At 69.6% G+C, this 24,219-nt stretch carries 19 protein-coding genes; 16 read left to right on the top strand and 3 right to left on the bottom strand.

Translation table 11 applies throughout. The features are described from left to right. Window positions 1-365: 365 nt before the first annotated feature. Complete coding sequence (locus IWH25_RS00230) at window positions 366-1,979, bottom strand: NAD(P)/FAD-dependent oxidoreductase (RefSeq protein ID WP_203387356.1); 1,614 nt, start codon at window positions 1,977-1,979, stop codon at window positions 366-368. 296 nt (window positions 1,980-2,275) lie between these two features. Between IWH25_RS00230 and tkt the strand changes: the two genes are divergently transcribed. The 4 genes from tkt to IWH25_RS00250 all read left to right on the top strand — a co-directional run bounded on the left by tkt (window position 2,276) and on the right by IWH25_RS00250 (window position 7,590). Continuing rightward, window positions 2,276-4,216: a transketolase gene (gene tkt / locus IWH25_RS00235; protein WP_420827046.1), complete on the top strand. Its 1,941-nt coding sequence runs from the start codon at window positions 2,276-2,278 to the stop codon at window positions 4,214-4,216. Between the two features lie 31 nt (window positions 4,217-4,247). Beyond that, window positions 4,248-5,276: a type I glyceraldehyde-3-phosphate dehydrogenase gene (gap, locus tag IWH25_RS00240; protein ID WP_203387358.1), complete on the top strand. Its 1,029-nt coding sequence runs from the start codon at window positions 4,248-4,250 to the stop codon at window positions 5,274-5,276. 63 nt (window positions 5,277-5,339) lie between these two features. Next, window positions 5,340-6,371 (top strand): type I glyceraldehyde-3-phosphate dehydrogenase, encoded by a 1,032-nt coding sequence (locus tag IWH25_RS00245; protein ID WP_203387359.1) that lies wholly within the window; start codon window positions 5,340-5,342, stop codon window positions 6,369-6,371. 34 nt (window positions 6,372-6,405) lie between these two features. Beyond that, window positions 6,406-7,590, top strand: a complete 1,185-nt coding sequence (locus IWH25_RS00250) for a phosphoglycerate kinase (RefSeq protein ID WP_203387360.1) — start codon at window positions 6,406-6,408, stop codon at window positions 7,588-7,590. A 146-nt stretch (window positions 7,591-7,736) separates the two neighbouring features. Here the strand turns inward: IWH25_RS00250 and IWH25_RS00255 are convergent, their stop codons facing one another. Next, window positions 7,737-8,051, bottom strand: coding sequence for a DUF2917 domain-containing protein (locus tag IWH25_RS00255; protein WP_203387361.1), 315 nt, complete (start codon window positions 8,049-8,051; stop codon window positions 7,737-7,739). A gap of 92 nt (window positions 8,052-8,143) precedes the next feature. Between IWH25_RS00255 and IWH25_RS00260 the strand changes: the two genes are divergently transcribed. Then, on the top strand, window positions 8,144-9,223 hold the full coding sequence (locus tag IWH25_RS00260; protein ID WP_203387362.1) for a GlxA family transcriptional regulator: 1,080 nt from the start codon (window positions 8,144-8,146) through the stop codon (window positions 9,221-9,223). A 235-nt stretch (window positions 9,224-9,458) separates the two neighbouring features. Here IWH25_RS00260 and IWH25_RS00265 read toward each other — a convergent pair whose 3' ends face one another. Further along, entirely contained in the window at window positions 9,459-10,073 is a 615-nt protein-coding gene (locus IWH25_RS00265) for a methyltransferase domain-containing protein (RefSeq protein WP_203387363.1), read from the bottom strand. Window positions 10,074-10,367: 294 nt separating this feature from the next. Here IWH25_RS00265 and IWH25_RS00270 point away from each other — a divergent pair, with 294 nt between their 5' ends. The 11 genes from IWH25_RS00270 (at window position 10,368) to IWH25_RS00320 (ending at window position 24,202) form a co-directional block, all read left to right on the top strand. Continuing rightward, a complete protein-coding gene (locus IWH25_RS00270; RefSeq protein WP_203387364.1) occupies window positions 10,368-10,964 on the top strand; it encodes a TetR/AcrR family transcriptional regulator in 597 nt (198 codons plus the stop codon). A 17-nt stretch (window positions 10,965-10,981) separates the two neighbouring features. Continuing rightward, complete coding sequence (locus IWH25_RS00275) at window positions 10,982-11,917, top strand: alpha/beta fold hydrolase (RefSeq protein ID WP_203387365.1); 936 nt, start codon at window positions 10,982-10,984, stop codon at window positions 11,915-11,917. Window positions 11,918-12,063: 146 nt separating this feature from the next. Further along, complete coding sequence (locus IWH25_RS00280; RefSeq protein WP_203387366.1) at window positions 12,064-13,218, top strand: GGDEF domain-containing response regulator; 1,155 nt, start codon at window positions 12,064-12,066, stop codon at window positions 13,216-13,218. Between the two features lie 59 nt (window positions 13,219-13,277). Then, on the top strand, window positions 13,278-14,720 hold the full coding sequence (gene pyk / locus IWH25_RS00285) for a pyruvate kinase (protein WP_203387367.1): 1,443 nt from the start codon (window positions 13,278-13,280) through the stop codon (window positions 14,718-14,720). A gap of 4 nt (window positions 14,721-14,724) precedes the next feature. After that, on the top strand, window positions 14,725-16,938 hold the full coding sequence (locus IWH25_RS00290; RefSeq protein ID WP_203387368.1) for a bifunctional diguanylate cyclase/phosphodiesterase: 2,214 nt from the start codon (window positions 14,725-14,727) through the stop codon (window positions 16,936-16,938). After that, the gene (gene bluB, locus IWH25_RS00295; RefSeq protein WP_203387369.1) at window positions 16,935-17,726 is read left to right on the top strand and encodes a 5,6-dimethylbenzimidazole synthase; all 792 of its coding nucleotides are present in this window, start codon (window positions 16,935-16,937) and stop codon (window positions 17,724-17,726) included. The genes IWH25_RS00290 and bluB overlap by 4 nt, the downstream gene beginning before the upstream one ends. 72 nt (window positions 17,727-17,798) lie before the next feature. Next, the gene (gene fba, locus IWH25_RS00300; protein ID WP_203387370.1) at window positions 17,799-18,863 is read left to right on the top strand and encodes a class II fructose-bisphosphate aldolase; all 1,065 of its coding nucleotides are present in this window, start codon (window positions 17,799-17,801) and stop codon (window positions 18,861-18,863) included. Window positions 18,864-18,926: 63 nt separating this feature from the next. Next, window positions 18,927-20,225 carry a DUF3422 family protein gene (locus tag IWH25_RS00305; RefSeq protein ID WP_203387371.1) on the top strand — a complete coding sequence of 433 codons (1,299 nt, stop codon included), beginning with the start codon at window positions 18,927-18,929 and terminating at the stop codon, window positions 20,223-20,225. Window positions 20,226-20,270: 45 nt separating this feature from the next. Further along, window positions 20,271-21,206, top strand: coding sequence for a phosphoribosylaminoimidazolesuccinocarboxamide synthase (locus tag IWH25_RS00310; RefSeq protein ID WP_203387372.1), 936 nt, complete (start codon window positions 20,271-20,273; stop codon window positions 21,204-21,206). 122 nt (window positions 21,207-21,328) lie between these two features. Beyond that, window positions 21,329-22,105, top strand: a complete 777-nt coding sequence (locus tag IWH25_RS00315; protein ID WP_203387373.1) for a DUF2189 domain-containing protein — start codon at window positions 21,329-21,331, stop codon at window positions 22,103-22,105. 57 nt (window positions 22,106-22,162) lie between these two features. Next, window positions 22,163-24,202, top strand: coding sequence for a M3 family metallopeptidase (locus tag IWH25_RS00320; protein WP_203387374.1), 2,040 nt, complete (start codon window positions 22,163-22,165; stop codon window positions 24,200-24,202). Window positions 24,203-24,219 lie beyond the last annotated feature (17 nt).

Consider the following 24,219-nt stretch of genomic DNA (forward strand, 5'->3'; position numbering starts at 1 on the left):
TCCGCCACAGCCCTGCGCCCGCCGCGGTTCTGATTGCCTGCGGCTAAACGCACTCCTCGAAACAACGTTAGCATAAGCGCACGTTGCCAACAACAACCATTGCCCGGTGACGCCAAAAAACCAAGAAAATCGATTCTTTCGACGCAAAAATACAAATAACTGTTCGCATTAACGGACAACAAGAACAAACGATACAGACGCCGATGAACGCGGAGGCGCCGCCGCCCGCTTCGGCGGAATCGGGTGAGGCATCACCCCCCGCCCGTCGGGTCGCGGGCGAAATCGGCGCGGCGGGGAGCGGCGCCGGAGGCGCCCCCCCGCGGGAACAGGGGTTCCCGGCCCCCCTGGCGAAGGGGTGCAGGCGCCTAGACCGGCCGCACCAGATCCTGCGCCACCGCCTCGGCGACCCTGATCCCGTCGACGCCGGCCGACAGGATGCCGCCGGCGTAGCCGGCGCCTTCGCCGGCCGGGTACAGCCCCCTTACGTTGAGGCTCTGGAAATCCTCGCCGCGCGTGATGCGCAAGGGCGACGAGGTGCGCGTCTCGACGCCGGTGAGCACCGCGTCGGCCATGTCGAAGCCCCGGATCTGCCGCCCGAACGCCGGCAGCGCCTCGCGCATCGCCTCGATCGCGTACGGCGGCAGCGCCGTCGCGAGGTCGGTCAGCTTCACGCCCGGCTTGTAGGAGGGCTCGACCGCGCCGAGCGCCGTCGATGCCCGGCCGGCGAGAAAGTCGCCGACCAGCTGCGCCGGCGCATCATAGTTGCCGCCGCCGAGTTCGAAGGCGCGCGATTCGAGCTCGCGCTGGAAGGCGATGCCGGCCAGCGGGTTCGCCAGCGAGCCGCCGTAGTCGGCCGGATCGACGTTCACGACGATGCCGGCGTTGGCGTTGCGCTCGTTGCGCGAATACTGGCTCATGCCGTTGGTCACCACCCGGTTCGGCTCCGAGGTCGCCGCCACCACCGTGCCGCCGGGGCACATGCAGAAGCTGTAGACGGCGCGACCGTTCGTCGCGTGATGCACCAGCTTGTAGTCGGCGGCGCCCAAGAGCGGGTTGCCGGCGTGCGGGCCGAGGCGCGCCTGGTCGATCAGCGACTGCGGATGCTCGATGCGGAAGCCGACCGAGAACGGCTTCGGTTCCATGAACACGCCCTGCGCGAAGAGCGACTCGAAGGTGTCGCGCGCGCTGTGGCCGAGCGCGAGCACGACATGGTCCGTGGCAAGGGTCTCGCCACCCGCCAGCTGCACGCCGCATACGCGGCCGTCGCGGAGGTCGAGCCCGGTGACGCGCTGCTGGAAGCGGACCTCGCCGCCCAGTTCGACGATCTCGGCACGCAGCTTCTCAACCATGCTGACCAGCCGGAAGGTGCCGATGTGCGGCTTCGACACGTAGAGGATCTCCTCCGGCGCACCGGCCTTGACGAACTCGGCCATCACCTTGCGGCCGAGGAAGCGCGGGTCCTTGATCTGGCTGTAGAGCTTGCCGTCCGAGAAGGTGCCGGCGCCGCCCTCGCCGAACTGCACGTTCGACTCCGGGTTGAGCACGTGCCGGCGCCACAGCCCCCAGGTGTCCTGCGTCCGTTCGCGCACCGCCTTGCCGCGTTCGAGCACGATCGGCTTGAAGCCCATCTGCGCCAGCAGCAGCGCGGCGAAGATGCCGCAGGGGCCGAAGCCGACGACGACCGGCCGCGACTTCAGGGTCGCCGGCGCCTGCGCGACGAAGCGGTACGCGGTGTCCGGCGCCGGCGCGACGTGGCGGTCGTTGGCGAGCCGCTTCAGCACCGCCGCCTCGCTGTTCACGGCGACATCGACGGTGTAGATGAACGACAGCCGCTCCGGCTTGCGCGCATCGTAGCCGCGCTTGAACACCGTGAAGTCGGCGATCTCCGTCGGCGCCACGCCGAGCTTGCGGGCGATCGCCGCGGGCAGGGCCTCGGGCGGATGGTCAACGGGCAGGCGGAGTTCGGTCAGTCGCAGCATGGGTTCGGGCGGGGCGCCGCGGCACGGGCCGGACGGCGATCGGGAATGGGCAGGCGCGCATTTTCGCCGTTCGCGGCCGAGGAATCTACCCCGCCCCGCTCGCCGCCCAAACCGGACCGGCAGGTGAGCGCCCGCTTCGCCGCCCCCGCCCGGCGGCCCGGCGACTGGAAAAAGCCCCTGTTTTGGCGGATAATTTCGCCTTTTCAGCTTCCCGGCAAACCATCGTGTCCGCGTCCACCAGCACCGCCCCCCGCATCGAATTCAACCCGCTCACCAGCGCCATCCGCGCCCTGGCCATGGACGCCGTGCAGAAGGCCAACTCCGGCCACCCCGGCATGCCGATGGGCATGGCCGAGATCGCCGAAGTGTTGTGGCGCCGCTACCTGAAGCACAACCCGATCAACCCGCAGTGGGCCGACCGCGACCGTTTCGTGCTCTCCAACGGCCACGGCTCGATGCTGCTCTACGCGCTGCTGCACCTGACCGGCTACGACCTCACCATCGACGACCTGAAGAGCTTCCGCCAGTTCGGCTCGCGCACCGCCGGCCACCCGGAAGTCGGCCACACGGCCGGCGTCGAGACGACCACCGGTCCGCTCGGCCAGGGCATCACCAACGCCGTCGGCATGGCCATCGCCGAGAAGGTGCTGGCGGCCGAGTTCAACCGGCCCGGCCACGCCATCGTCGACCACCACACCTACGCCTTCCTCGGCGACGGCTGCCTGATGGAAGGCATCTCGCATGAAGCCTGCTCGCTCGCCGGCACGCTCGGCCTGGGCAAGCTGATCGCCTTCTACGACGACAACGGCATCTCGATCGACGGCGACGTCGAGGGCTGGTTCACCGACGACACGCCGAAGCGTTTCGAAGCCTATGGCTGGCAGGTGATCCCCGACGTCGACGGCCACCAGGCCGAGGCCATCGAACAGGCCCTGCTCGCGGCGCGCGCCGAAGCGGGCAAGCCGACGCTGATCTGCTGCAAGACGCGGATCGGCATGGGCTCGCCGAACAAGGCCGACAGCCACGACGTGCACGGCGCCCCGCTCGGCGAAGCCGAAATCGCCGCGACGCGCCCGCACATCAACTGGCACCACGCGCCGTTCGAGATTCCCGCCGACGTCTATGCCGCCTGGGACGCGAAGGCGAAGGGCGCCGCCGCCGAGGCCGAGTGGAACCGGCGCTTCGCCGCCTACGCCGCGGCCTTCCCCGAGCTCGCCGCCGAATTCACGCGGCGCATGGCCAGCGAACTGCCGGCCGACTGGGCCGGCGCTTCCGCCGCCGCCATCGCCGGCATCGCCGCCAAGGCCGAGAACATCGCCACGCGCAAGGCGTCCCAAAATGCCATCGGCGCCTTCGCGCCGCTCTTGCCGGAACTGATCGGCGGTTCGGCCGACCTCGCCGCGTCGAACCTAACGCTGTGGAAGGGCTCGAAGGGCGTCTCGAAGAGCGAAGGCGGCAACTACCTGTACTACGGCGTGCGCGAATTCGGCATGACCGCGATCGCCAACGGCCTCGCGCTGCACGGCGGCCTGATCCCCTACACCGCGACCTTCCTCGTCTTCTCGGACTACGCGCGCAACGCGATCCGCATGGCGGCGCTGATGAAGCAGCGCCAGATCATGGTCTACACGCACGATTCGATCGGGCTGGGCGAGGACGGCCCGACGCACCAGCCGGTCGAGCACGTCGCCAGCCTGCGCCTGATCCCGAACCTCGACGTCTGGCGCACCGCCGACGCGACCGAGACCGCCGTCGCCTGGGCTGCCGCGATCGAACGCCAGAACGGCCCGAGCGTGCTCGCGCTGTCCCGCCAGAACCTGCCGACGGTCACCGCCGGCGTTGCCGCCGAGACCATCCGCCGCGGCGGCTACGTGCTGTCCGACTGCGCCGGCGAGGCACAGGTGGTGCTGATCGCCACCGGCTCGGAAGTGAAGCTCGCGCTCGACGCGCAGGCCGCGCTGAAGATGGATGGCATCGCCGCCCGCGTCGTCTCGATGCCCTGCGCCGACGTCTTCGACCGCCAGGACGCCGACTACCGCGCCAGCGTGCTCGGCAAGTGCCAGAAGCGCATCGCCATCGAGGCCGGCCACCCCGACCTGTGGCGCAAGTACGTCGGCCTGAAGGGTGCGGTGATCGGCATCGACCGCTTCGGCGAGTCGGCCCCGGCGCCCAAGCTGTTCGAATTCTTCGGTTTCACCGTGGCCAACGTCGTCGCCACGGTCAAAGGCATTCTTTAATCGCTATTCGGTTCTTTCCAGGAGCAAAGCAATGGGTATCAAAGTCGCCATCAACGGTTTCGGTCGGATCGGTCGCTGCACGCTGCGCGCGATCTACGAACAGGGTCTGCAGAACGAGTTCGAGGTCGTCGCGATCAACGCCTCGGGCGACCTGGCGACCAACGCCCACCTCTTGAAGTACGACACCACGCACGGCCGCTTCGCGACCTCGGTGAGCACCGAAGGCGAGAACACGATCATCATCGACGGCAAGCCGATCGCCTTCTACTCGACCAAGGACCCGAAGGGCGTGAACTGGGCGACGCACGGCGTCGACGTGCTGCTCGAGTGCACCGGCGCCTACACCACCAAGGCCAAGGCGCAGGCGCTGCTCGACCAGGGCGCCAAGCGCGTGCTGATCTCAGCGCCGGGCGGCGACGACGTCGACACGACGATCGTGATGGGCGTCAACGAAGGCGCGCTGAAGGCGTCGCACACCGTCGTCTCCAACGCGTCCTGCACGACCAACTGCCTGGCGCCGGTGGCCAAGATCCTGGCCGACAGCGTCGGCATCAAGCAGGGCCTGATGACCACCATCCACGCCTACACCAACGACCAGGTCACCGTCGACGTCCGCCACAAGGACCTGCGCCGGGCGCGGGCCGCCGCCGCCAACATCATCCCGACCAAGACCGGCGCCGCCAAGGCCGTCGGCCTGGTGCTGCCGCAACTGGTCGGCAAGGTCGACGGTTTTGCCCTCCGGGTACCGACGATCAACGTCTCGCTGGTCGACCTGACCTTCACCGCCGAGCGCGCGACGACCAAGGAAGAGATCAACGCGCTGATGACCGCCGCCGCCAACGGCCCGCTGAAGGGCATCCTCGACGTCAACAACGAGCCGCTGGTGTCGTCGGACTTCAACCACACCACCGTCTCGTCGACCTTCGACGCGACGCAGACCCGCGTCATCAAGGGCGAGGACGGCTCGGTGCTGGTCAAGGTGCTGGCCTGGTACGACAACGAGTGGGGCTACTCCTGCCGCATGCTCGATGCCGCGCGCGCCTGGATGAACGCCAAGTAAATCGTCCGCAGAGGGCAGGCCGCGGGCCTGCCCTTTTTCTTTTCCGCCTCTCCGGACCCCGTGTTGAAAAAACCGCTCCGCCTCGCGATCAACGGCTACGGCCGCATCGGCCGCTGTTTCCTGCGCGCGCTGCATGAGTCGCCGTGCCGCGACCGGCTGCAGGTGGTCGCCATCAACGAGCCGGCGGCGCTCGAGAGCATCGCCTACCTGACCCGTTTCGACTCGACGCACGGCCGCTTCCCCGGGGCGGTCGAGCTGCACGGGCAGAACCTGCTGATCGACGGCGACACCATTGCCGTCAGTCACGAAACGACACCGGAGGCGGTGGACTGGCGCGGCCTCGGCATCGATCTCGTCGTCGAATGCTCCGGCCGCTACAGCACGCGCGCCGAGCTGCAGCGCTTCATCGCCGCCGGCGCGCCGCGCCTGCTGCTGTCGCACCCGGCGAACAGCGCCGCCGACGTCGACGCGACGATCGTCTACGGCATCAACCACGAGACGCTCGCCGGCAGCGAGCGCCTGGTTTCCAACGCCTCGTGCACGACCAACGCCGTCGTGCCGGTCCTCGACCTGCTGGCGCGCGAGATCGGCATCGAGCACGTGCTGCTGACCACGCTGCACTCGGTGATGAACGACCAGCCGCTGGCCGACGGCTACCACCACGCCGACCTGCGCCGCACGCGCTCGGCGATGCAGTCGATCATCCCGGTGTCGACCGGCCTCGCCCGCGGCGTCGAGCGGCTGTTGCCGGCGCTCGCCGGCCGCGTGCAGGCGAAGGCGATCCGCGTGCCGACGGCCAACGTCTCGGCGATCGACATGGTCATCGACGCCGGCCGGCCGGTCACCGCCGACGCGGTCAACGCGCTGCTGGCGGCGGCCACCGCCGGCCCGTGGCGCAAGCTGCTGGCCTACACCGCCGCGCCGCACGCCTCGGTCGACTTCAACCACGACCCGCACTCGGCGATCATCGACGGCAGCCAGACGCGGCTCGCCGGCCAGCACATGCTCAACCTGCTCTTGTGGTTCGACAACGAATGGGGCTTCGCCAACCGCATGCTCGACGTCGCCTGCCACTGGCGGCAGAAGATTTCCTGAACCCTACCTTCCGACCTTCACCAGGAGTTTTCCAATGAACGTTCTCAAGCTCGCCGACCTCGACGTCAAGGGCAAGCGCGTCTTCATCCGCGCCGACTTCAACGTGCCGCAGGACGACGCCGGCAACATCACCGAAGACACGCGCATCCGCGCCGCGCTGCCGACGCTGAAGTACTGCCTGGAGAACGGCGCCGCGGTGATGGTCACCTCGCACCTCGGCCGCCCGAGCGAAGGCGAGCTGAAGCCCGAGGACACGCTGATGCCGGTCGCCGTGCGCCTCGGCCAGCTGCTGAACAAGCCGGTGCGTCTCGTCGCCGACTGGGTCGACGGCGGCTTCAAGGTTGAACCGGGCGAGATCGTGCTGCTCGAGAACTGCCGCTGCAACAAGGGCGAGAAGAAGAACAGCGACGAGCTGGCGCAGAAGATGGCCAAGCTGTGCGACATCTACGTGAACGACGCCTTCGGCACCGCCCACCGCGCCGAGGCGACGACGCACGGCATCGCCAAGTTCGCGCCGGTGGCCTGCGCCGGCTTCCTGATGGGCGCCGAGATCGACGCGCTGTCGCGCGCGCTGGAGAACCCGAAGCGGCCGCTGGTCGCCATCGTCGCCGGCGCCAAGGTGTCGACCAAGCTGACCATCCTCAAGTCGCTGGCCGAGAAGGTCGACCAGCTGATCGTCGGCGGCGGCATCGCCAACACCTTCCTGCTCGCCAACGGCAAGCGCATCGGCGACTCGCTGGCCGAGCCGAACCTGGTCAGCGAGGCGCACGCGATCATGGACATCATGAAGGAGCGCGGCGCCGACGTGCCGCTGCCGGTCGACGTCGTCGTCGCCGACGAGGTGTCGGCGATGGCGCGCGGCGCCAAGGTGTCGGTCGACGAGGTCGGCGCGCACGACCGCATCCTCGACGTCGGCCCGAAGACGGCGGCCAAGCTCGCCGACATCATCGCCCACGCCGGCACCATCGTCTGGAACGGCCCGGTCGGCGTCTTCGAGCTCGACCAGTTCGCCGGCGGCACCAAGATGCTGGCCTCGGCGATCGCCCACTCCGACGGCTTCTCGCTCGCCGGCGGCGGCGACACGCTGGCGGCGATCGCCAAGTTCCACATCGCCGACGACGTCGACTACATCTCGACCGGCGGCGGCGCCTTCCTCGAATTCCTCGAAGGCAAGAAGCTGCCGGCGATCGAGGTGCTGGAAAGCCGCGCCCGGGGCTGAACCGACGGGCTCACCGACGAGGCCGCCTGCGGGCGGCCTTTTCATTGCCCTCCGGCAACCCGTTTCCCCCGGATCGTCGCGGCACGACGCAGCGCGGCGGCCCATTGTCGGCGCGGGCGGGGCTGGCGGGTCGCCGCGTCCCCCGCTCAGGCGGCGAACTCGCCGTCGCGAGCGCGCGCGAACCACTGGTGCGCGAGGTTCGCGACGAACCCGGCGCTCCGCGTTTTCGCGCAACGGATCAGGCGCAGGCTGGAAATCCCCAGCCCCTGCACGACAAGACACCCCGGCCGCTCCGCGGAAAACGATTGCCCGGGCATCAATACGATGTCTTCGTTGCTGTCGGTAAAGGTTCCCCACAGGCAGCCGCTGACGCATAGAATCGAGTCGCCGCCGGCGATCTCGAACTCGATGACCTGACGACGCTGGAGCGTGACGGGGCAGGATTCGGACGAGGCATTCATGATTTCCTCCTCTCGGGGTTGTGCATCGACTGCACGGATCCGCTACGGTGAAATCATTCTGCGTTTCCCGCCCCCGCTGCGAAAGGTCGCAAATGACGATTACGAAGCCGAATGCGACAACCGGACCCCGAACGCTGGCGCTGCTGGCGTACGACGACTGTCAGGGCTCGGCGATCAGCTCGATGGTCGAGGTGCTCGATATCGCCAACCTCTATGCAACCCGCGGCGACGAGCAGGTGCCGGCGCCCTTCCGGTGGCAGGTAGTCTCTCCCGACGGCCGGGCGCCAAGGAGCATGGGCGGCCTCGACATCGCCGTCACCGGCTCCCCGGCAAGCAGTCCGGCCCCCGACCTGATCTACATTCCCGGACTCCACTTCACCGGCGACACGACGAGGTTTTCGCGGCAGATCGGCGCGCTCGCCGCCCGGTGCGGCGACTGGCTGCGGGCTCAGCACGAACAGGGCCGGCTGCTCGCAGCCAGTTGCGCAGGAACCTTCGTACTCGCGGAGGCCGGCTTGCTCGACGGCAAGCGGGTGACGACCAGCTGGTGGCTGGGCAAGCTGTTCCGGGCGAACTACCCGCGCGCATCGCTCTGCGAGGGCGAGCTGGTGACCCGTGACGACCGCATTTTCACGTCGGGAGCCTTCACCGCCGGCCTCGACCTTTGCCTGCGCATCGTCGAGCACTTCGCCGGTCCGCCCCTCGCCCTCTCCTGCGCCAAGGTCATGCTGGTAAATGCGAAGCGCGAATCGCAGTTTCCCTACATGACGCTCCAGGCGCGCATGCAGCATCGGGACGAACTCGTGATGCGGGCACAGAGCCACATCCGCTCGCACATCCGCCAGCCGCTGTCGGTGGCGGGCCTCGCCGACGCACTGAATACCACGTCGCGCACGCTCATCCGGAGGTTTCACGAAGCGCTGGGATGTTCGCCGCGGCAGTACATCCAGGAGCTTCGCGTCGAGGGCGCGAAGCGGCTGCTGGAATCCACCGACCTCAACTTCGAGGAAATCGTCGACCGCGTCGGTTACGGGGATCCCAGTTCCTTCCGCCGTCTGTTCGAGCGCACGACCACGGTCTCCCCGAGCCGGTACCGGCAGATGTTTTCGATGCAGCACGGCGAGCCGCGGTCAGCCGGCGGCGGCGACGCGGAAGCGGACGCCGGCGGCTGACGGGAGGCGCGGGCGACGGCCCCGCCCCTGCATCGCCGGTGCGTGCCGCCGCCAGCGGCAAACCGTCTCAGTCCTTGAAGGCGACGAAATTCGCGCCTCTCACCCCGTACTTGCGCGCGATCCCCTCCTTGCTCGTCCCGGCGAAGGAATCGAAATACTCGACCACCGCCACACGTTCGAATCCGGCGTTTGCAAACGCCGCAAGATAGCCTGCAGACTGCAGAGCTCCCGCGATTCAACCAACCCACAGTTCGATGTCGTTGCGCGCGGCGGCGGACAGTTCGGCATCGATCACGATATCGGCCAGCTGCAGGCGCCCGCCGGGGCGCAGCACACGGTAGAGCTCGGCGATCACCCGGGCCTTGTCGGGACTCAGATTCAGGACGCCGTTGGAAATCGCCACGTCGACGGAAGCGTCATCGAGCGGTAGGCGGTTGATTTCCGCCTTCTCGAATCGCACCTGCGGCAGGGCGGCGCCTTCCGCGCCGCGGGCAGCCATGTCGAGCATCGCATCGGTCATGTCGAACCCGATGACCCGGCCGTCGGGGCCGACGCGACGCCCGGCAAGGAGACAGTCCATCCCGCTGCCGGAACCGAGATCGATCACGGTCGCCCCCGGCGCCGGGTCCGCCACCTTCAAGGGATTGCCGACCCCGGCGAACGACGCGGTCACGAATGGCGGCAGTTCGTCCAGTTCGCCGCGGTCATAGCGCAGCAGCGATACCGCGTAGGCCGGGCCGCGATGAAAATGGAAATCGCCATCGGGCTCGGTGGCGACCCTGCCGTAGGTCGACCGGATGGCTTCCTTCAATCGTTCGCGATCGAAGGTAATGTCGCAGAATTCCGCCATATCGCCTCCTCCATAGCAAAAGGGATAGTGACCGCGTGCCGCAGCCCGCGGCGCGGCACGCCGCAGTCGGGCCTGCCGGAGAACCAAGCTGCGCGCACACGGCCACGGGAATTGGGCTGGCGGCAGGCAGTGCAGGTTCCCCGGCCGGCCGCCCCATCGCCCCGACACACGCCGTCGCACGGAATCTGCCCCAGTCGCCGCCGGTCCGGAGCATTTTCCGGCCGGGAAGCACGCCGGATCGGGCAGCCCGACGAGGTACTTGACAAAAAGAACGATCGTTCGTAAAGTAACTCCATGGGAAAAGGCGAAAACACCCGTTCGATGATCCTCGACGCCGCACTGGCGCAAGCCAGTGAAGGCGGCTTCGAGTCGCTGACGATCGGCACGCTGGCGGCACGCACCGGGCTTTCGAAGAGCGGGCTGTTCGCGCATTTCGGCTCGCGCGAGGAGTTGCAGATCGCCGCCATCGACCGCGCCGCCGAGCGCTTCGCGGAGACCGTGTTTGCGCCGGCGCTGCAGGCGCCGCGCGGGCTGCCGCGGGTACGCGCGATCTTCGAGCACTGGCTGCAATGGACCGACGACAGCGGCCTCGCCTACGGCTGCCCGCTGCATGCGGCGGCGATCGAGTTCGACGACCGGCCGGGGCCGGTGCGCGAGCGCCTCGTCGCCCACTTCGACCGCCTGCAGCGCAACCTCGAGCGCGCGCTCGACCTCGCCGTCGCCGAAGGCCAGCTGCCGGCCGGCAGCGACGTCGCGCAGCTCGCTTTCGAGGCGCTCGGCATCGTCTTCGCCTACTACCATGGCGCGCGCCTGCTGCGCCGCCCGGAGGCCGCGGTACGCGCCCGCGCCGCCTTCGACCGCCTGCTTTCGGCCGCCACCGCGGCCGCCTGACCCCCGAGGAGATCTCCATGACGACCTACGCCCCGACGCTTTCGCAGCTCAATAGCACGATCGTTCGATCCTTTTCAATGGCCGCCCAGACGGCGACGCGCGGCTACTTCGGCCTGCTCTCGCGCCTGCGTCCGGAACTCGCCCGCCGCCAGGCCGAACGCCTGTTCACGACGCCGCCGCGCCATCCCGCGGCCTACCCGGCGCCGGCCGCGGCGCGCCGCGAGACGGTGCTCGCCGACGCCGGCCACGTCGTCCTCTGGCAGGCCGGCCCGGCCGCGGCGCCGGCGGTGCTGCTGGTACACGGCTGGGGCGGCGTCGGCGCGCAGCTCGGCGGCTTCGTCGCGCCGCTGCTGGCGCGCGGCTTCCGCGTCGTCTGGTTCGACCACCCCGGCCACGGCGAAAGCGAGGGGCGGCGCACCGCGCTGCCCAACCTGGCGCGCGCGATCACCGCCATCGACCAGGCCTGCGGCCCGTTCCACGCGGCGATCGGCCACTCGCTCGGCGCCGCGGCGATCGGCCTCGCGCTGCGCGACGGCCTCGTCCTCGAACGCGCCGTCCTGCTCGGCACGCCGGCGTCGATCGCCGGCTACATGCACCGCTTCGCACGCCAGCTGGGCCTCAGCGCCGCCGTCCGCGAGCGCCTGCGCCAACGCATCGAGCACCGCTACGGCAAGCGCTTCGACGACATCGACCGCATCGAGGACCTCGGCCGGCTGTCGCTGCCGGCGCTGCTGGTGCACGACAGCGGCGACCGCCACGTGCCGTTCGCGCATTCGCAGCGGATCGCCGCCTGCCTGCCCGGCGCGCAGCTGATCCGCACGCACGGTCTCGGCCATTTCCGGCTGCTGCGCGACCCGGCGGTGCTGCGCGCGGCGACCGCCTTCGTCGCCGGCGAAGCCGGCACGCTGCCCGCCGAACTGCCCGAGCTACCGCTGCCGGCCGCGCTCTACTGAGCCTGCCCGCACGCGCCGGGGCGACCGTCCCCGGCGCACCTTCCCCGCCCCGCCCATTGCCTCGCGCCATGACATAGGCGAAAATCTGCCGCTTGCCATCGAAGCAAGCCCTTGAAACTCTTCGACAACGAGCGGAGGGAGGAGACATGGAGGAGGTATTGCGCCGGGTGCTGGTCGTCGACCACTCCCGCGTCGTGCGGTCGGCGCTCGCCAAGCATCTGCGCGAGCATTTCGAGGTGCGCGAGGAGGCGGACGGCGAGTCCGCGTGGCAAACCCTCGTCCTCGACTCGACGATCATCGCCGTCGTCTCCGGCGCCCAGCTGCCCCGCCTCAACGGCTACGACCTCCTGGCCCGGCTGCGCGTAAACAAGCTGCGCCGCCTGTGCGACATCCCGTTCCTGCTGGTGATCTCCGGCCACGAGAGCGACAGCGACCGGCAGCGCGCGCGCGAGCACGGCGTCACCGACTTCATCACGCGCGGCATGCCGCGCCAGGAGATCGTGGCGCGCATCGGCCGCCTCGTGAACTGGGAGCTGGCGACCCACTTCCCCGGGCTGACGGAAATGCCGCCGCGCGACAAGGCGGGCGAGGCGCCGGCGCGGCGCGCGCCCGACGTGCTCGCCGCCGACGCCGTCGCCGGACGGCTGGCGCAGGCCATCGCACAAACGCCCGCCGCCGCGGACATGATCGGCGTGCTCGCCTTCGGCCTCGACCTGCACGGCGGTCTCGTCGCCCGCTTCGGCAACGAGACCGCCGACGCCGTCGCCACCCACGTCGCGCGCGTGCTGCAGACGAAGATCGGCCACGGGGACTGCATCGGCCACGGCGACGCCGGCGACTGCCTGATCGTTTCGCCCGGCACCAGCCTCGCCGGCTGCACGGCGTTCGCCCAGCGCGTCTGCCGCGGCCTCGCCAACAGCCAGGTGAACATCGCCGGCGAAGCCTTCCCGCTGCAGGTGAGCGCCGGCATCGCCAGCCTTTCGGCCGACGCCGGGCTGGATGCGCCGGCGCTGATCGCGCGCGCGACGCTGCGGCTGCGGATGGCGCAATCGGCCGGCGGCAACCGCGTGCATGCCAACGATCCGGCGGCGGCGCCCGGCGGCTTCGGGCCGGAATACTTCGAGGAACTGTTCAATCTCTACGACCCACAGGCGGCAGCGCGCCAGTTCGGCTCGCTCGGCCTGCACCTGATGCCGCTGCTGCGCACGCTCGACCGCGAATTCCGCTTCGGGCTGCCGCTCTCGGAAATCGAGCGCAGCTTCGCCGTGCGCGCGAGCGAGGAGCGCGACCGCCGGCCGTGACGCCGGTTTTGCGAAAGCCCGGCGGCGGCTAGAATGGGCGAATTCGCAAAGGACCCGCCATGACCCGCCATACCAAGATCGTCGCCACCCTCGGCCCCGCCTCGAACAACCCCGAAGTCCTCGAAAAACTGATCCGCGCCGGCGTCGACGTCGTCCGCCTGAACTTCTCGCACGGCAGCGCCGAGGACCACGTCGCCCGCGCGACGATGGTGCGCGACGCGGCGAAGCGCGTCGGCCGCCCGGTCGGCATCCTCGCCGACCTGCAGGGACCGAAGATCCGCGTCGGCAAGTTCGCCGACGGCAAGGTCACGCTGGAGGCCGGCGCCCGCTTCATCCTCGACGCCGCCTGCGCGATGGGCACCCTCGAGCGCGTCGGCCTCGACTACAAGGACCTGCCCCGCGACGTCCGCGGCGGCGACGTGCTGCTGCTCGACGACGGCCGCATCGTGCTCGACGTCGAGCTGGTGCGCGGCAGCGAGATCCACACCGTGGTCCGCCACGGCGGCGAGCTGTCGAACAACAAGGGCATCAACCGCCAGGGCGGCGGCCTCTCCGCGCCGGCACTGACGGCGAAGGACATGGACGACATCAAGACCGCCGCCGACATCGGCGTCGATTACGTCGCCATCTCGTTCCCGAAGAGCGCCGCCGACATGTACATGGCGCGCCAGCTGATGCGCGCCGCCGGCGGCAAGGCGCTGACCATCGCCAAGATCGAGCGGGTCGAGGCGGTGGCGGCGCTCGACGAGATCCTCGACGCCTCCGACGGCGTCATGGTCGCCCGCGGTGACCTCGCGGTCGAGGTCGGCGACGCGGCGGTGCCGGCGCTGCAGAAGAAGATGATCCGCATGGCGCGCGAGCGCAACAAGCTCGCCATCACCGCGACGCAGATGATGGAGTCGATGATCCTGTCGCCGGTGCCGACCCGCGCCGAAGTGTCGGACGTCGCCAACGCCGTGCTCGACGGCACCGACGCGGTGATGCTGTCGGCCGAGACGGCAAGCGGCAAGTACCCGGTGCAGACGGTCGAGGCGATGGCCCGCGTCTGCCTCGAAGCCGAGAAGTCGGCCGAGGTCACGCTCGATCGCGAATTCCTCGACCGCGTGTTCACGCGCATCGACCAGTCGATCGCGATGGCCGCGATCTGGACCGCGCACCACCTGAAGGTGAAGGCGATCGCCGCACTCACCGAATCGGGCTCGACCGCGCTGTGGATGAGCCGGCTGAACTGCGGCGTGCCGGTCTATGCGCTGACCCCGTCGGCGGCGGCACAGACCAAGATGTGCCTGTACCGCGAGGTCTATCCGCTCTTGATGAAGCAGACGCACACCGAGCGCGAGGAGCTGCTCTACGACGCCGAGCAGCTGCTGATCGAGGCCGGCGTCGTCGACAAGGGCGACCTGATCGTGCTCACCATCGGCGAGCCGATCGGCACGCCGGGCGGCACCAACACACTGAAAATCGTCCGCGTCGGCGAGCACACGCAACCCGCCGGCCGCTGAGCCGATGCAGCTCGAGTCGCCGCGGAATGCGTGGAAGCTTTTCCTGCTGCTCGCGGCGGCGGTGCTGGCGCTCGCCTGGTCGGTCGCCGTCATCCATGTCCGCAACGTCAACGAGAACACTCTCGAGGCGGCGCAGCTGCGGGTCCAGACGCTCGCGCGCGTGCACGCCGAACATGCCGAGCTGACGCTGACCGTCGCCGACGAGGCGCTGCGGCACCTGCGCGACATCGCCCAGCAGGACAAGCTCGCCGCCTTCCGCGACGAGGCGCGGCGCATCTCCGGCGCGCACGGCGGCGGCCCGATCAACCGGGCGACGCTGATCGGCCCCGACGGCTGGGCGCACGTTAACTTCATCGACGGCCAGGAGCGCCCCCCGGTCTTCCTCGGCGACCGCGAGCACTTCCTCGCCGCGCAGCGCAGCAGCGAGGACCGCATCGTCGTCAGCGAGCCGATCGTCGGCAAGACCACCGGCGAGTGGATCCTCCTCTTCGCGCGCCCGATCCTGCAGCGCGGGAAGTTCGCCGGGGCCGTCGTCGTCGGCTTTCCGGTCGCGCGCCTGGGCGAATTCTTCGACACGCTGGACCACGATCGGGAGCTGCTGACGCTGCTCTCGCCGACCGGCCGCGTAATCCTCCGTTCGCACGACCAGGGCCGCCATGTCGGCAAGCCGGTCACTGTCCCGGCGCCGGCGGAGACCTTCCCGCTGACCAGCCCGCTCGACGGCGTCACCCGCCTCAGCGCGGTACGCGAGCTCGCGAGCTGGGGACTGCGCGTCGTCGCCGGCATCGACCAGCGGTGGCTGGACCGGGAAAACGCCGAGCACGCCCGCGTCGCCTACCTGCCGGCGATCCTGCTCAGCCTGCTGCTGCTGCCGGCGAGCTGGCTCGTCTATCGCGCCGGGCGCAAGCTGCAGGCGGCCCACGACGCGCTGCAGTACGAGACGACCCGCTCGCGCACGGTCTTCGAGACGATGAGCGAGGGGCTTCTCCTCCTCGACCCCCGCGGCGTCGTCACTTTCACCAATCCGCGCGCGGCGCAGTGGTTCCCGCAGGCCGCCGGCCGGCGCCTCGCCGACCTGCTCCGCGATGCCGGCTTCGCGCTGGTGACACAGGACGGCGCGCCGTTCGCCAGCGACGACCCGATCGCGCACCTCTGCCTGGACGCCGGCGAAAACGTCGACGACGCCTGGCTGAAGCGCGGCGGCGACGACGCACTGTGGCTCTCGCTCAGCGCGCGCGCCTGCCGCGACGCCGACGGCGCCGTCAGCGGCGCGACGCTGACCCTCGTCGACCGCAGCGACGAACATGCACGACTGACCGAGTCGGCGCTCGCCGCGGGCATCATCGACGGCATGCACGATGCGGTGATGATCACCGACGCCAAGGGGCAGATTCTGCGCACCAACCCGGCCTTCGTCTGGCTGACCGGGTATCACGACGACGAGGTGATCGGCAAGACGCCGACGGTGCTCAGCTCCGGGCGTCACGACGACGCCTACTTCCGCGAAATGTGGGAGACGCTCAACCGGCAGGGCTACTGGTCGGGCCGGGTCTGGAACCGCCGTCCGTCGGGTGAGGAGTACTGCGTCTGGCACAACATCACCTCGGTGCGCGACGTGCACGGCCGGATCGCGCGCTTCATCACCGTCAGCCGCGACATCACCGAGCAGGAAACGCGCGAGGGCGAACTGTGGCAGCGCGCCAACTTCGACCCGCTGACCGGTCTGGCGAACCGCACCCGCTTCGACGACCGCCTCGCGCAGACCGTCGCCGGCGCGCAGCGCGACGGCCACGCGTTCGCGGTCCTCTACCTCGACCTCGACCGCTTCAAGCCGGTCAACGACACGCTCGGGCACGCCGCCGGAGACGCCCTGCTGCGCCAGGCGTCGCAGCGGATGCGCTCGATACTGCGCAGCGAGGACACGCTGGCGCGCATCGGCGGCGACGAGTTCGCGCTGATCCTGCCGCGCATCAGCGGCGCCGGCGACACCGCGCGCGTCGCCGCCAAGATCATCGACCTGATCGATGCCCCCTTCGACCTCGCCGAAGGCACCGTCAGCATCGGCATCAGCATCGGCATCGCCGTTTATCCGGACGACGGCCGCGACGCGACCGCGCTCGGCCACAGCGCGGACCTCGCGCTCTATGCGGCGAAGGCCGGCGGCCGCAACTGCTGGCGCTTCGCCGAACACGCAACCCAGGAACAGGAATCCGAATGAGCCACTCCACCGACAGCGGCGACGGCCGCCAGCCCGAACATTTCTTCGCCGACGCCGCCCGCGATGCGGTGTACCGGGCGATCTTCTCGCGCCGCGACGTGCGCGGCCAGTTCCTGCCCGACCCGATCCCGGACGACATGCTGGCGCGCATCCTCACTGCCGCACACTTCGCCCCCTCGGTCGGCTACATGCAGCCGTGGAGCTTCGTGCTGATCCGCGAGCAGGCGGTGAAGCAGCGCATCCACGCCGCCTTCGCCGAGGCCAACGCCGAGGCGGCGGCGATGTTCGAGGGACAGAAGCAGGAGATCTACCGCGAGCTGAAGCTCGAAGGCATCCTCGAGTCGCCGGTGAACATCCTGATCACCTGCGACCGCGACCGCGCCGGCCCGGTAGTCATCGGCCGCACGCACATCAAGGCGATGGACATCTACAGCTCGGTCTGCGCGGTGCAGAACCTGTGGCTCGCCGCGCGCGCCGAAGGCCTCGGCGTCGGCTGGGTGAGCATCTTCCACCAGTCGGCGCTGAAGGAGATCCTCGGCCTGCCGGAACGGATCATCCCGATCGCCTACCTGTGCCTCGGCCAGGTCAGCTACTTCCACGACAAGCCGGAGCTGGAGAAGGCCGGCTGGCGGCCGCGCCTGGCGCTCGACGAGCTGGTCTATTTCGAGCAGTGGGGGCAGACCGACGCGGCCGGCGCCGCGGCGTTGAAGACCGCGCTGCGCGAGGCGCAGGAAACCGCCGCCGGGCAGCGCCGCTTTTCGGCCGATATCGCCGCCGAATCGCGATAAAATAACGTTTTTCCCCGCAACGTCGGCGCCGCCGCCCTGCCGCGGCGCCGCGCCCTGATTTCCGGAGTCATCATGCCGCTCGTATCCATGCGCCAGCTTCTCGACCACGCCGCCGAAAACGGCTACGGCCTGCCCGCCTTCAACGTGAACAACATGGAGCAGGTGTGGGCCATCATGGAGGCCGCCAACCAGCTCGACGCGCCGGTGATCATGCAGGCCTCGGCCGGCGCCCGCAAGTACGCCGGCGAGCCCTTCCTGCGCCACCAGATCCTGGCCGCGCTGGAAGCCTACCCGCACATCCCGATCGTCATGCACCAGGACCACGGCCAGTCGCCGGCGGTGTGCATGGCGGCGATCCGTTCCGGCTTCTCGTCGGTGATGATGGACGGCTCGCTCGAAGCCGACGGCAAGACCACCGCCTCGTACGAGTACAACGTCGCGGTGTCGAAGGAAGTGGTCAAGTTCGCGCACGCAATCGGCGTCTCGGTCGAGGCCGAGCTGGGCGTGCTCGGCTCGCTGGAGACGATGCGCGGCGACAAGGAGGACGGCCACGGCGCCGAGGGCCACATGACCCGCGAGCAACTGCTGACCGACCCGGACCAGGCCGCCGACTTCGTCAGAGAGACCAACTGCGACGCGCTGGCGATCGCCATCGGCACCAGCCACGGCGCCTACAAGTTCACCAAGAAGCCGACCGGCGACATCCTGGCGATCGACCGCATCAAGGAAATCCACGCCCGCATCCCGAACACGCACCTGGTGATGCACGGCTCCTCGTCGGTGCCGCAGGAGCTGCTGGCCGAGATCCGCGAGTTCGGCGGCGACATGAAGGAAACCTACGGCGTGCCGGTCGAGGAGATCGTCAACGGCATCAGGCACGGCGTGCGCAAGGTCAACATCGATACCGACATCCGCCTGGCGATGACCGGCGCGGTGCGCCGCTACCTGGCCGAGAACCCGTCGAAGTTCGACCCGCGCGACTACCTGAAGCCGGCGCGCGAAGCGGCGAAGAAGATCTGCCTCGCCCGCTACGAGGCCTTCGGCTGCGCCGGCCAGGCGAGCAGGATCAAGCCGATCCCGCTGGACAAGATGGCGGAGCGCTACGCCAAGGGCGAGTTGAACCAAATCGTAAACTAATCAACACGCTGCAAACGGCACCGGGTGCTACACTCGGTGCCGTTTTCTTTTCATGCCGCGCCCATGCTGCCGATCGCCGAACACCCGCTGCGCCGTCGCCTGAACGCCGAGATCCACTCGCGGCCGCCGGTCGCCATTCCCGGCCCGGAATGGATCAGCTACCTCGCGGTGACGCACGCCGGCGGCAGCGCCGACGACGAACGCAAGCACCTCGCGGCGCTGTGCACGACGCTCGGCACCGAGGTCTGCCCGCTGGTCGACGGCGACCACTGGGTGCTCGACGCCGGCCCGCTGCGCCTGAAGTGGGAACGGCACACCGAGTTCTCCGGCTATACCTTCTTCCGCCGCCGCATCGCCGGCGACGGCGCCGAAACCACCGCGCTCGCCGCCTTCCCGGCGGAATGGGTGCGGGGCATCCCCGGCACGGTGATCGCGGCCAGCCACATCGAGCTATGTGCCGCCGCGCAGAACCCGCCCGAGGAGGTCCTCGACGGCATTGCCCGCGCCGGCGCCGCGGTCGTCGCGACGCGCGTCGCCGAAGGGGCGGCCTGGGTCGTCTCCGACTTCGAGCTGCACGCCGGCTTCTCGCACTTCACGATCATCGACGAGCACCTGCGCCACCGCCAGGCCGGCCGCACCGTGCAACGCCTGCTCGAGATCGAGACCTACTGCATGATGGCGCTGCTCGCCTTTCCGGTGGCCAAGGAGACCGGACGCTTCCTCGGCGAGCGCGAACGCGAGCTGGCCGAGCTGATGGACGAGATGCGCGTCGCCGGCACGCCCGAGGACGAACGCCGCCTGCTCGCGCGCCTGACCAAGCTCGCCGCCGAGGTCGAGCAGTCGGTGACGCGCACCGCCTACCGCTTCGGCGCCGCCGCCGCCTACTACCGGCTGGTGCAGCAGCGCGTCGAGGACCTGCGCGAGCAGCGGCTGGCCGGCTTCCCGCCGATCCGCGAATTCATGGAGCGCCGCCTGGCGCCGGCGATGGCCACCTGCCAGTCGGTCGCCGCGCGCCAGACCGACCTGTCGACGCGCATCGCCAGGAAGAGCGCGCTGCTGCGCACGCGCGTCGACATCGAACTGGAACGCCAGAACCAGGAGCTGCTGGCGCAGATGAACCGCCGCGCGCGGCTGCAGCTGCGGCTGCAGGAGACGGTCGAGGGCCTCTCCGTGGTGGCGATCACCTACTACGGCTCGCAGCTCGTGCAGTACGTCGCCAAGGGGCTGCAGAAGTCGTTCGCGCCGGCGCTCTCCGCGGAAATCGCCGCCGCCGTGTCGATCCCGGTCATCGCCGGGGTCGTCGCCCTCGGCATCCGCCGCATGCGGCGGGTGCTGGCGGCCGAAGAGAACGGCGCCCACTAGCCTATAATCACGCTTTTCCGAATCCCCGCCTCCAGGAAGCCCGCCGTGACCGCTCCCCTTTTCGAATCGACCATCAAGAGCCTGCCGCTGATCTCGCGCGGCAAGGTGCGCGACATCTACGCCGTGAACGACGAACAGCTGCTGATCGTCACCAGCGACCGCCTGTCGGCCTTCGACGTCATCCTGCCGAACCCGATCCCGGACAAGGGCAAGGTGCTGACGCAGATCGCCAACTTCTGGTTCGCCAAGCTCGCGCACATCGTCCCCGGCCAGCTCACCGGCGTCGATCCGGAAGCGGTCGTCGCGCCGGACGAACGCGAGCAGGTGCGCGGCCGCGCGGTGGTGGTCAAGCGCCTGCGTCCGCTGCCGATCGAGGCGGTGGTGCGCGGCTACCTGATCGGCTCCGGCTGGAAGGACTACCAGGCCACCGGCGCCGTCTGCGGCATCGCGCTGCCGCCGGGCCTGAAGATGGCGCAGAAGCTGCCGCAACCGATCTTCACGCCGGCGACCAAGGCCGACATCGGCGAGCACGACGAGAACATCAGCTTCGAACAGGCGCAGGCGCACTGCGCCAAGGTGCTGGCCGACGCGCTCTACGGCACCGGCAAGAACGGCGCCGAGCTCGCCGCGCAGGCCAAGTCGGTGGCGCTGCAGATCTACGAGGAAGCCTCGCGCTACGCGGCGACCAAGGGCATCATCATCGCCGACACCAAGTTCGAGTTCGGCATCGACAAGGCCGGCACGCTGCACCTGATCGACGAGGCACTGACCCCCGATTCCTCGCGCTTCTGGCCGGCCGACCAGTACGCCGAGGGCAGCAACCCGCCGTCCTTCGACAAGCAGTTCGTGCGCGACTACCTGGAAACGCTCGACTGGAACAAGACCGCCCCCGGGCCGAACCTGCCGGCGGAGATTGTCGACAAGACCGCCGCCAAGTACCGCGAGGCCTACGAGCGGCTGACCGGCCAGCCGCTGGCCTGACCCGGCCCGGAAGCGGCAGCGCTGCCGCCTTCCCCCGGCGCCCTGCCCCGCGCCGCCAGAACTTTCGCCGGCCGCGCGCTGTCCATCCCGGAACGGAGAACCGTCTCGCCCGGGAGGACAGCATGGCGCACCCCTTCGATTCCCTCGACCGGAACTTCCCGCTGCCGCGCGTGCGGCAGGTGTCCGTCGCCCGCATCGCCGACTGGCTCGCCGCCGGGTGGGCCGACCTGCGCGCGACGCCGATCGCCAGCCTCGCCTACGGCCTGCTCTTCGCGATCGCCGGCGACCTGCTGCTGGTCTCGTTGTGGCGCAGCCCGTTGCACTTCCTGGTCGCCGTCTCCGGCTTCTTCATCGTCGCCCCGCTGCTCTGCGCCGGCCTCTACGAACTGAGCCGGCGCAGCGAGCGCGGCCTGGCCTCGGTCTTCGCCGATTCGCTCGCCGGCATCAAGCGCGGCCGCGACGGGCTGACGCGCTTCGGCCTGCTGCTGGTGCTGCTGTGGCTGGCCTGGGAGGTCTTCTCGGCGGTGCTCTTCGCCGGCATCGCGGCCGGCCGGCCCGGCGCCAACGTCGTCGAGTTCGCCGCCTTCGTCATCGCCGCCGGCGGCCACGCCGGACTGGCGCTCGCCTGGCTGCTCGCCGGCGCCGTCGTCGCGCTGCTCGTGTTCATGCTCAGCGTCGTCTCGGCGCCGCTGCTGCTCGACCGCGGCGGCGACTTCGTCAGCGCGGCGATGACCAGCCTGCGCGCCTTCGCCGCCAACCCCGGCCCGCTGCTGGCGTGGGCGGCGACGATCGTCGCGCTGACGCTGCTCGGTTTCGCGACGCTGCTGTTCGGGCTCGTCGTGCTGATGCCGCTGCTCGGCCACGCGTCGTGGCACGCCTACCGCGACCTTGTAGAATAGGGCGCACGATCCCTTCGCGGGCGGCCCGACCGCCCGCTTCCTTTTTCGACGACTGACATGACCGACAACCCACTGCTCGACTTCTCCGGCCTGCCCCGCTTCGACCTGATCCGCCCCGAGCACGTACGCCCGGCGCTCACCCGCCTGCTCGACGACGGCCGGGCGCTGGTCGAGCGCCTCACCGGCGCCGACGTGCCGGCGACCTGGCACGACTTCGCCGAGCCGCTCGCCGACGGCATCGAACAGCTGTCGCGCGCCTGGGGCGTGGTCGGCCACCTGCACTCGGTGAACGACGTGCCGCCGTGGCGCGAGGCCTACAACGACCTGCTGCCCGAGGTCACGCGCTTCTACTCCGAGCTCGGCCAGAACCTCGCGCTGTTCTCGAAGTACAAGGCACTCGCCGCCAGCACCGAGTACGCGACGCTGTCGCCGGCCAGAAAGCGCATCGTCGACAACGAGATCCGCGACTTCCGCCTGTCCGGCGCCGAGCTGCCGGACGAACAGAAGCCGCGCTTCCAGGCACTGCAGGAGGAGGCGGCCGCGCTCGCCGCGAAGTTCTCGGAGAACCTGCTCGACGCGACCAACGCGCACGCCGAAGTAATCGCCGACGAAAAGCACCTCGCCGGGCTGCCGGACGACGTGATCGAGGTCGCCCGCGCCAGCGCCGAGAAGGCCAGCGTCGCCGGCTGGCGCTTCACGCTGCACGCCCCCTCGTACGGCCCGGTGATGCAGTACGCCGACCAGCGCGGCCTGCGCGCGCGGATGTACCGCGCCTACGCGACGCGCGCCTCCGAGTTCGGCAAGCCCGAGCTCGACAACGCACCGCTGATCCACCAGCTGCTGAAGCTGCGCGCCGAGGAGGCGAAGCTGCTCGGCTACCGCAACTTCGCCGAGGTCTCGCTGGTGCCGAAGATGGCCGAGTCGCCGCAACAGGTGCTCGACTTCCTGCGCGAGCTGGCCAGGAAGGCGAAGCCCTTCGCCGAGAAGGACGTCGCCGAGCTGCGCGCCTTCGCCCGCGACACGTACAAGCTCGATCCGCTCGAACCCTGGGACATGGCCTGGGTCTCGGAGAAGCTGCTGCAGCAGCGCTATGCCTTCTCCGAGCAGGAGGTGAAGCAGTACTTCACCGAACCGACGGTGCTCGCCGGGCTGTTCCGCGTCGTCGAGACGCTGTTCTCGGTGAAGGTGAAGCCGGACACCGCGCCGGTGTGGCACGAGGACGTGCGCTTCTTCCGCATCGAGAACCGCAACGGCGAACTGGTCGGCCAGTTCTACCTCGACCTCTACGCGCGCGAGGAGAAGAAGGGCGGCGCCTGGATGAACGACGCGCGCAGCCGCCGCGCGATGGCGACGGGGGTGCAGACGCCGGTCGCCTACCTCGTCTGCAACTTCTCGCGGCCGGTCGGCGGCAAGCCGGCCACCTTCACCCACGACGAGGTGACGACGCTGTTCCACGAAACCGGCCACGGCCTGCACCACATGCTGACGCGCGTCGGCGAGCCGGGCGTCTCCGGCATCGAAGGCGTCGAGTGGGATGCGGTCGAGCTGCCCTCGCAGTTCATGGAGAACTACTGCTGGGAATGGGCCGTGCTGAAGGACATGACGGCGCACGTCGACACCGGCGAGGCGCTGCCGCGCGAACTGTTTGACAAGATGCTGGCCGCGCGCAACTTCCTGTCCGGGATGCAGACCGTGCGCCAGATCGAGTTCTCGCTGTTCGACCTCTTGCTGCACAACGACTTCGACCCCGACGGCGACCGCGACGCGCTGCAGCTGCTCGAGGAGGTGCGCAACGAGGTGGCGGTGGTCTTCCCGCCGGACTGGCACCGCTTCCCGAACAGCTTCTCGCACATCTTCGCCGGCGGCTATGCGGCCGGCTACTACAGCTACAAGTGGGCCGAGGTGCTTTCCGCCGACTGCTACGCCGCCTTCGAGGAAGCCGGCAATCCGTTCGACCCGGAGACCGGCCGCCGCTTCCTCGACGAGATCCTGTCGGTCGGCGGCGTGCGCTCGGCACTCGACTCGTTCCGCGCCTTCCGCGGCCGCGACCCGAGCCCGGACGCCCTGCTCCGCCACAGTGGTATGATCGCCGCATGACAGCCCCGCGGGGAGCC

The organism is Azospira restricta (genome assembly GCF_016858125.1).
Classification (GTDB): Bacteria; Pseudomonadota; Gammaproteobacteria; order Burkholderiales; family Rhodocyclaceae; genus Proximibacter; species Proximibacter restrictus.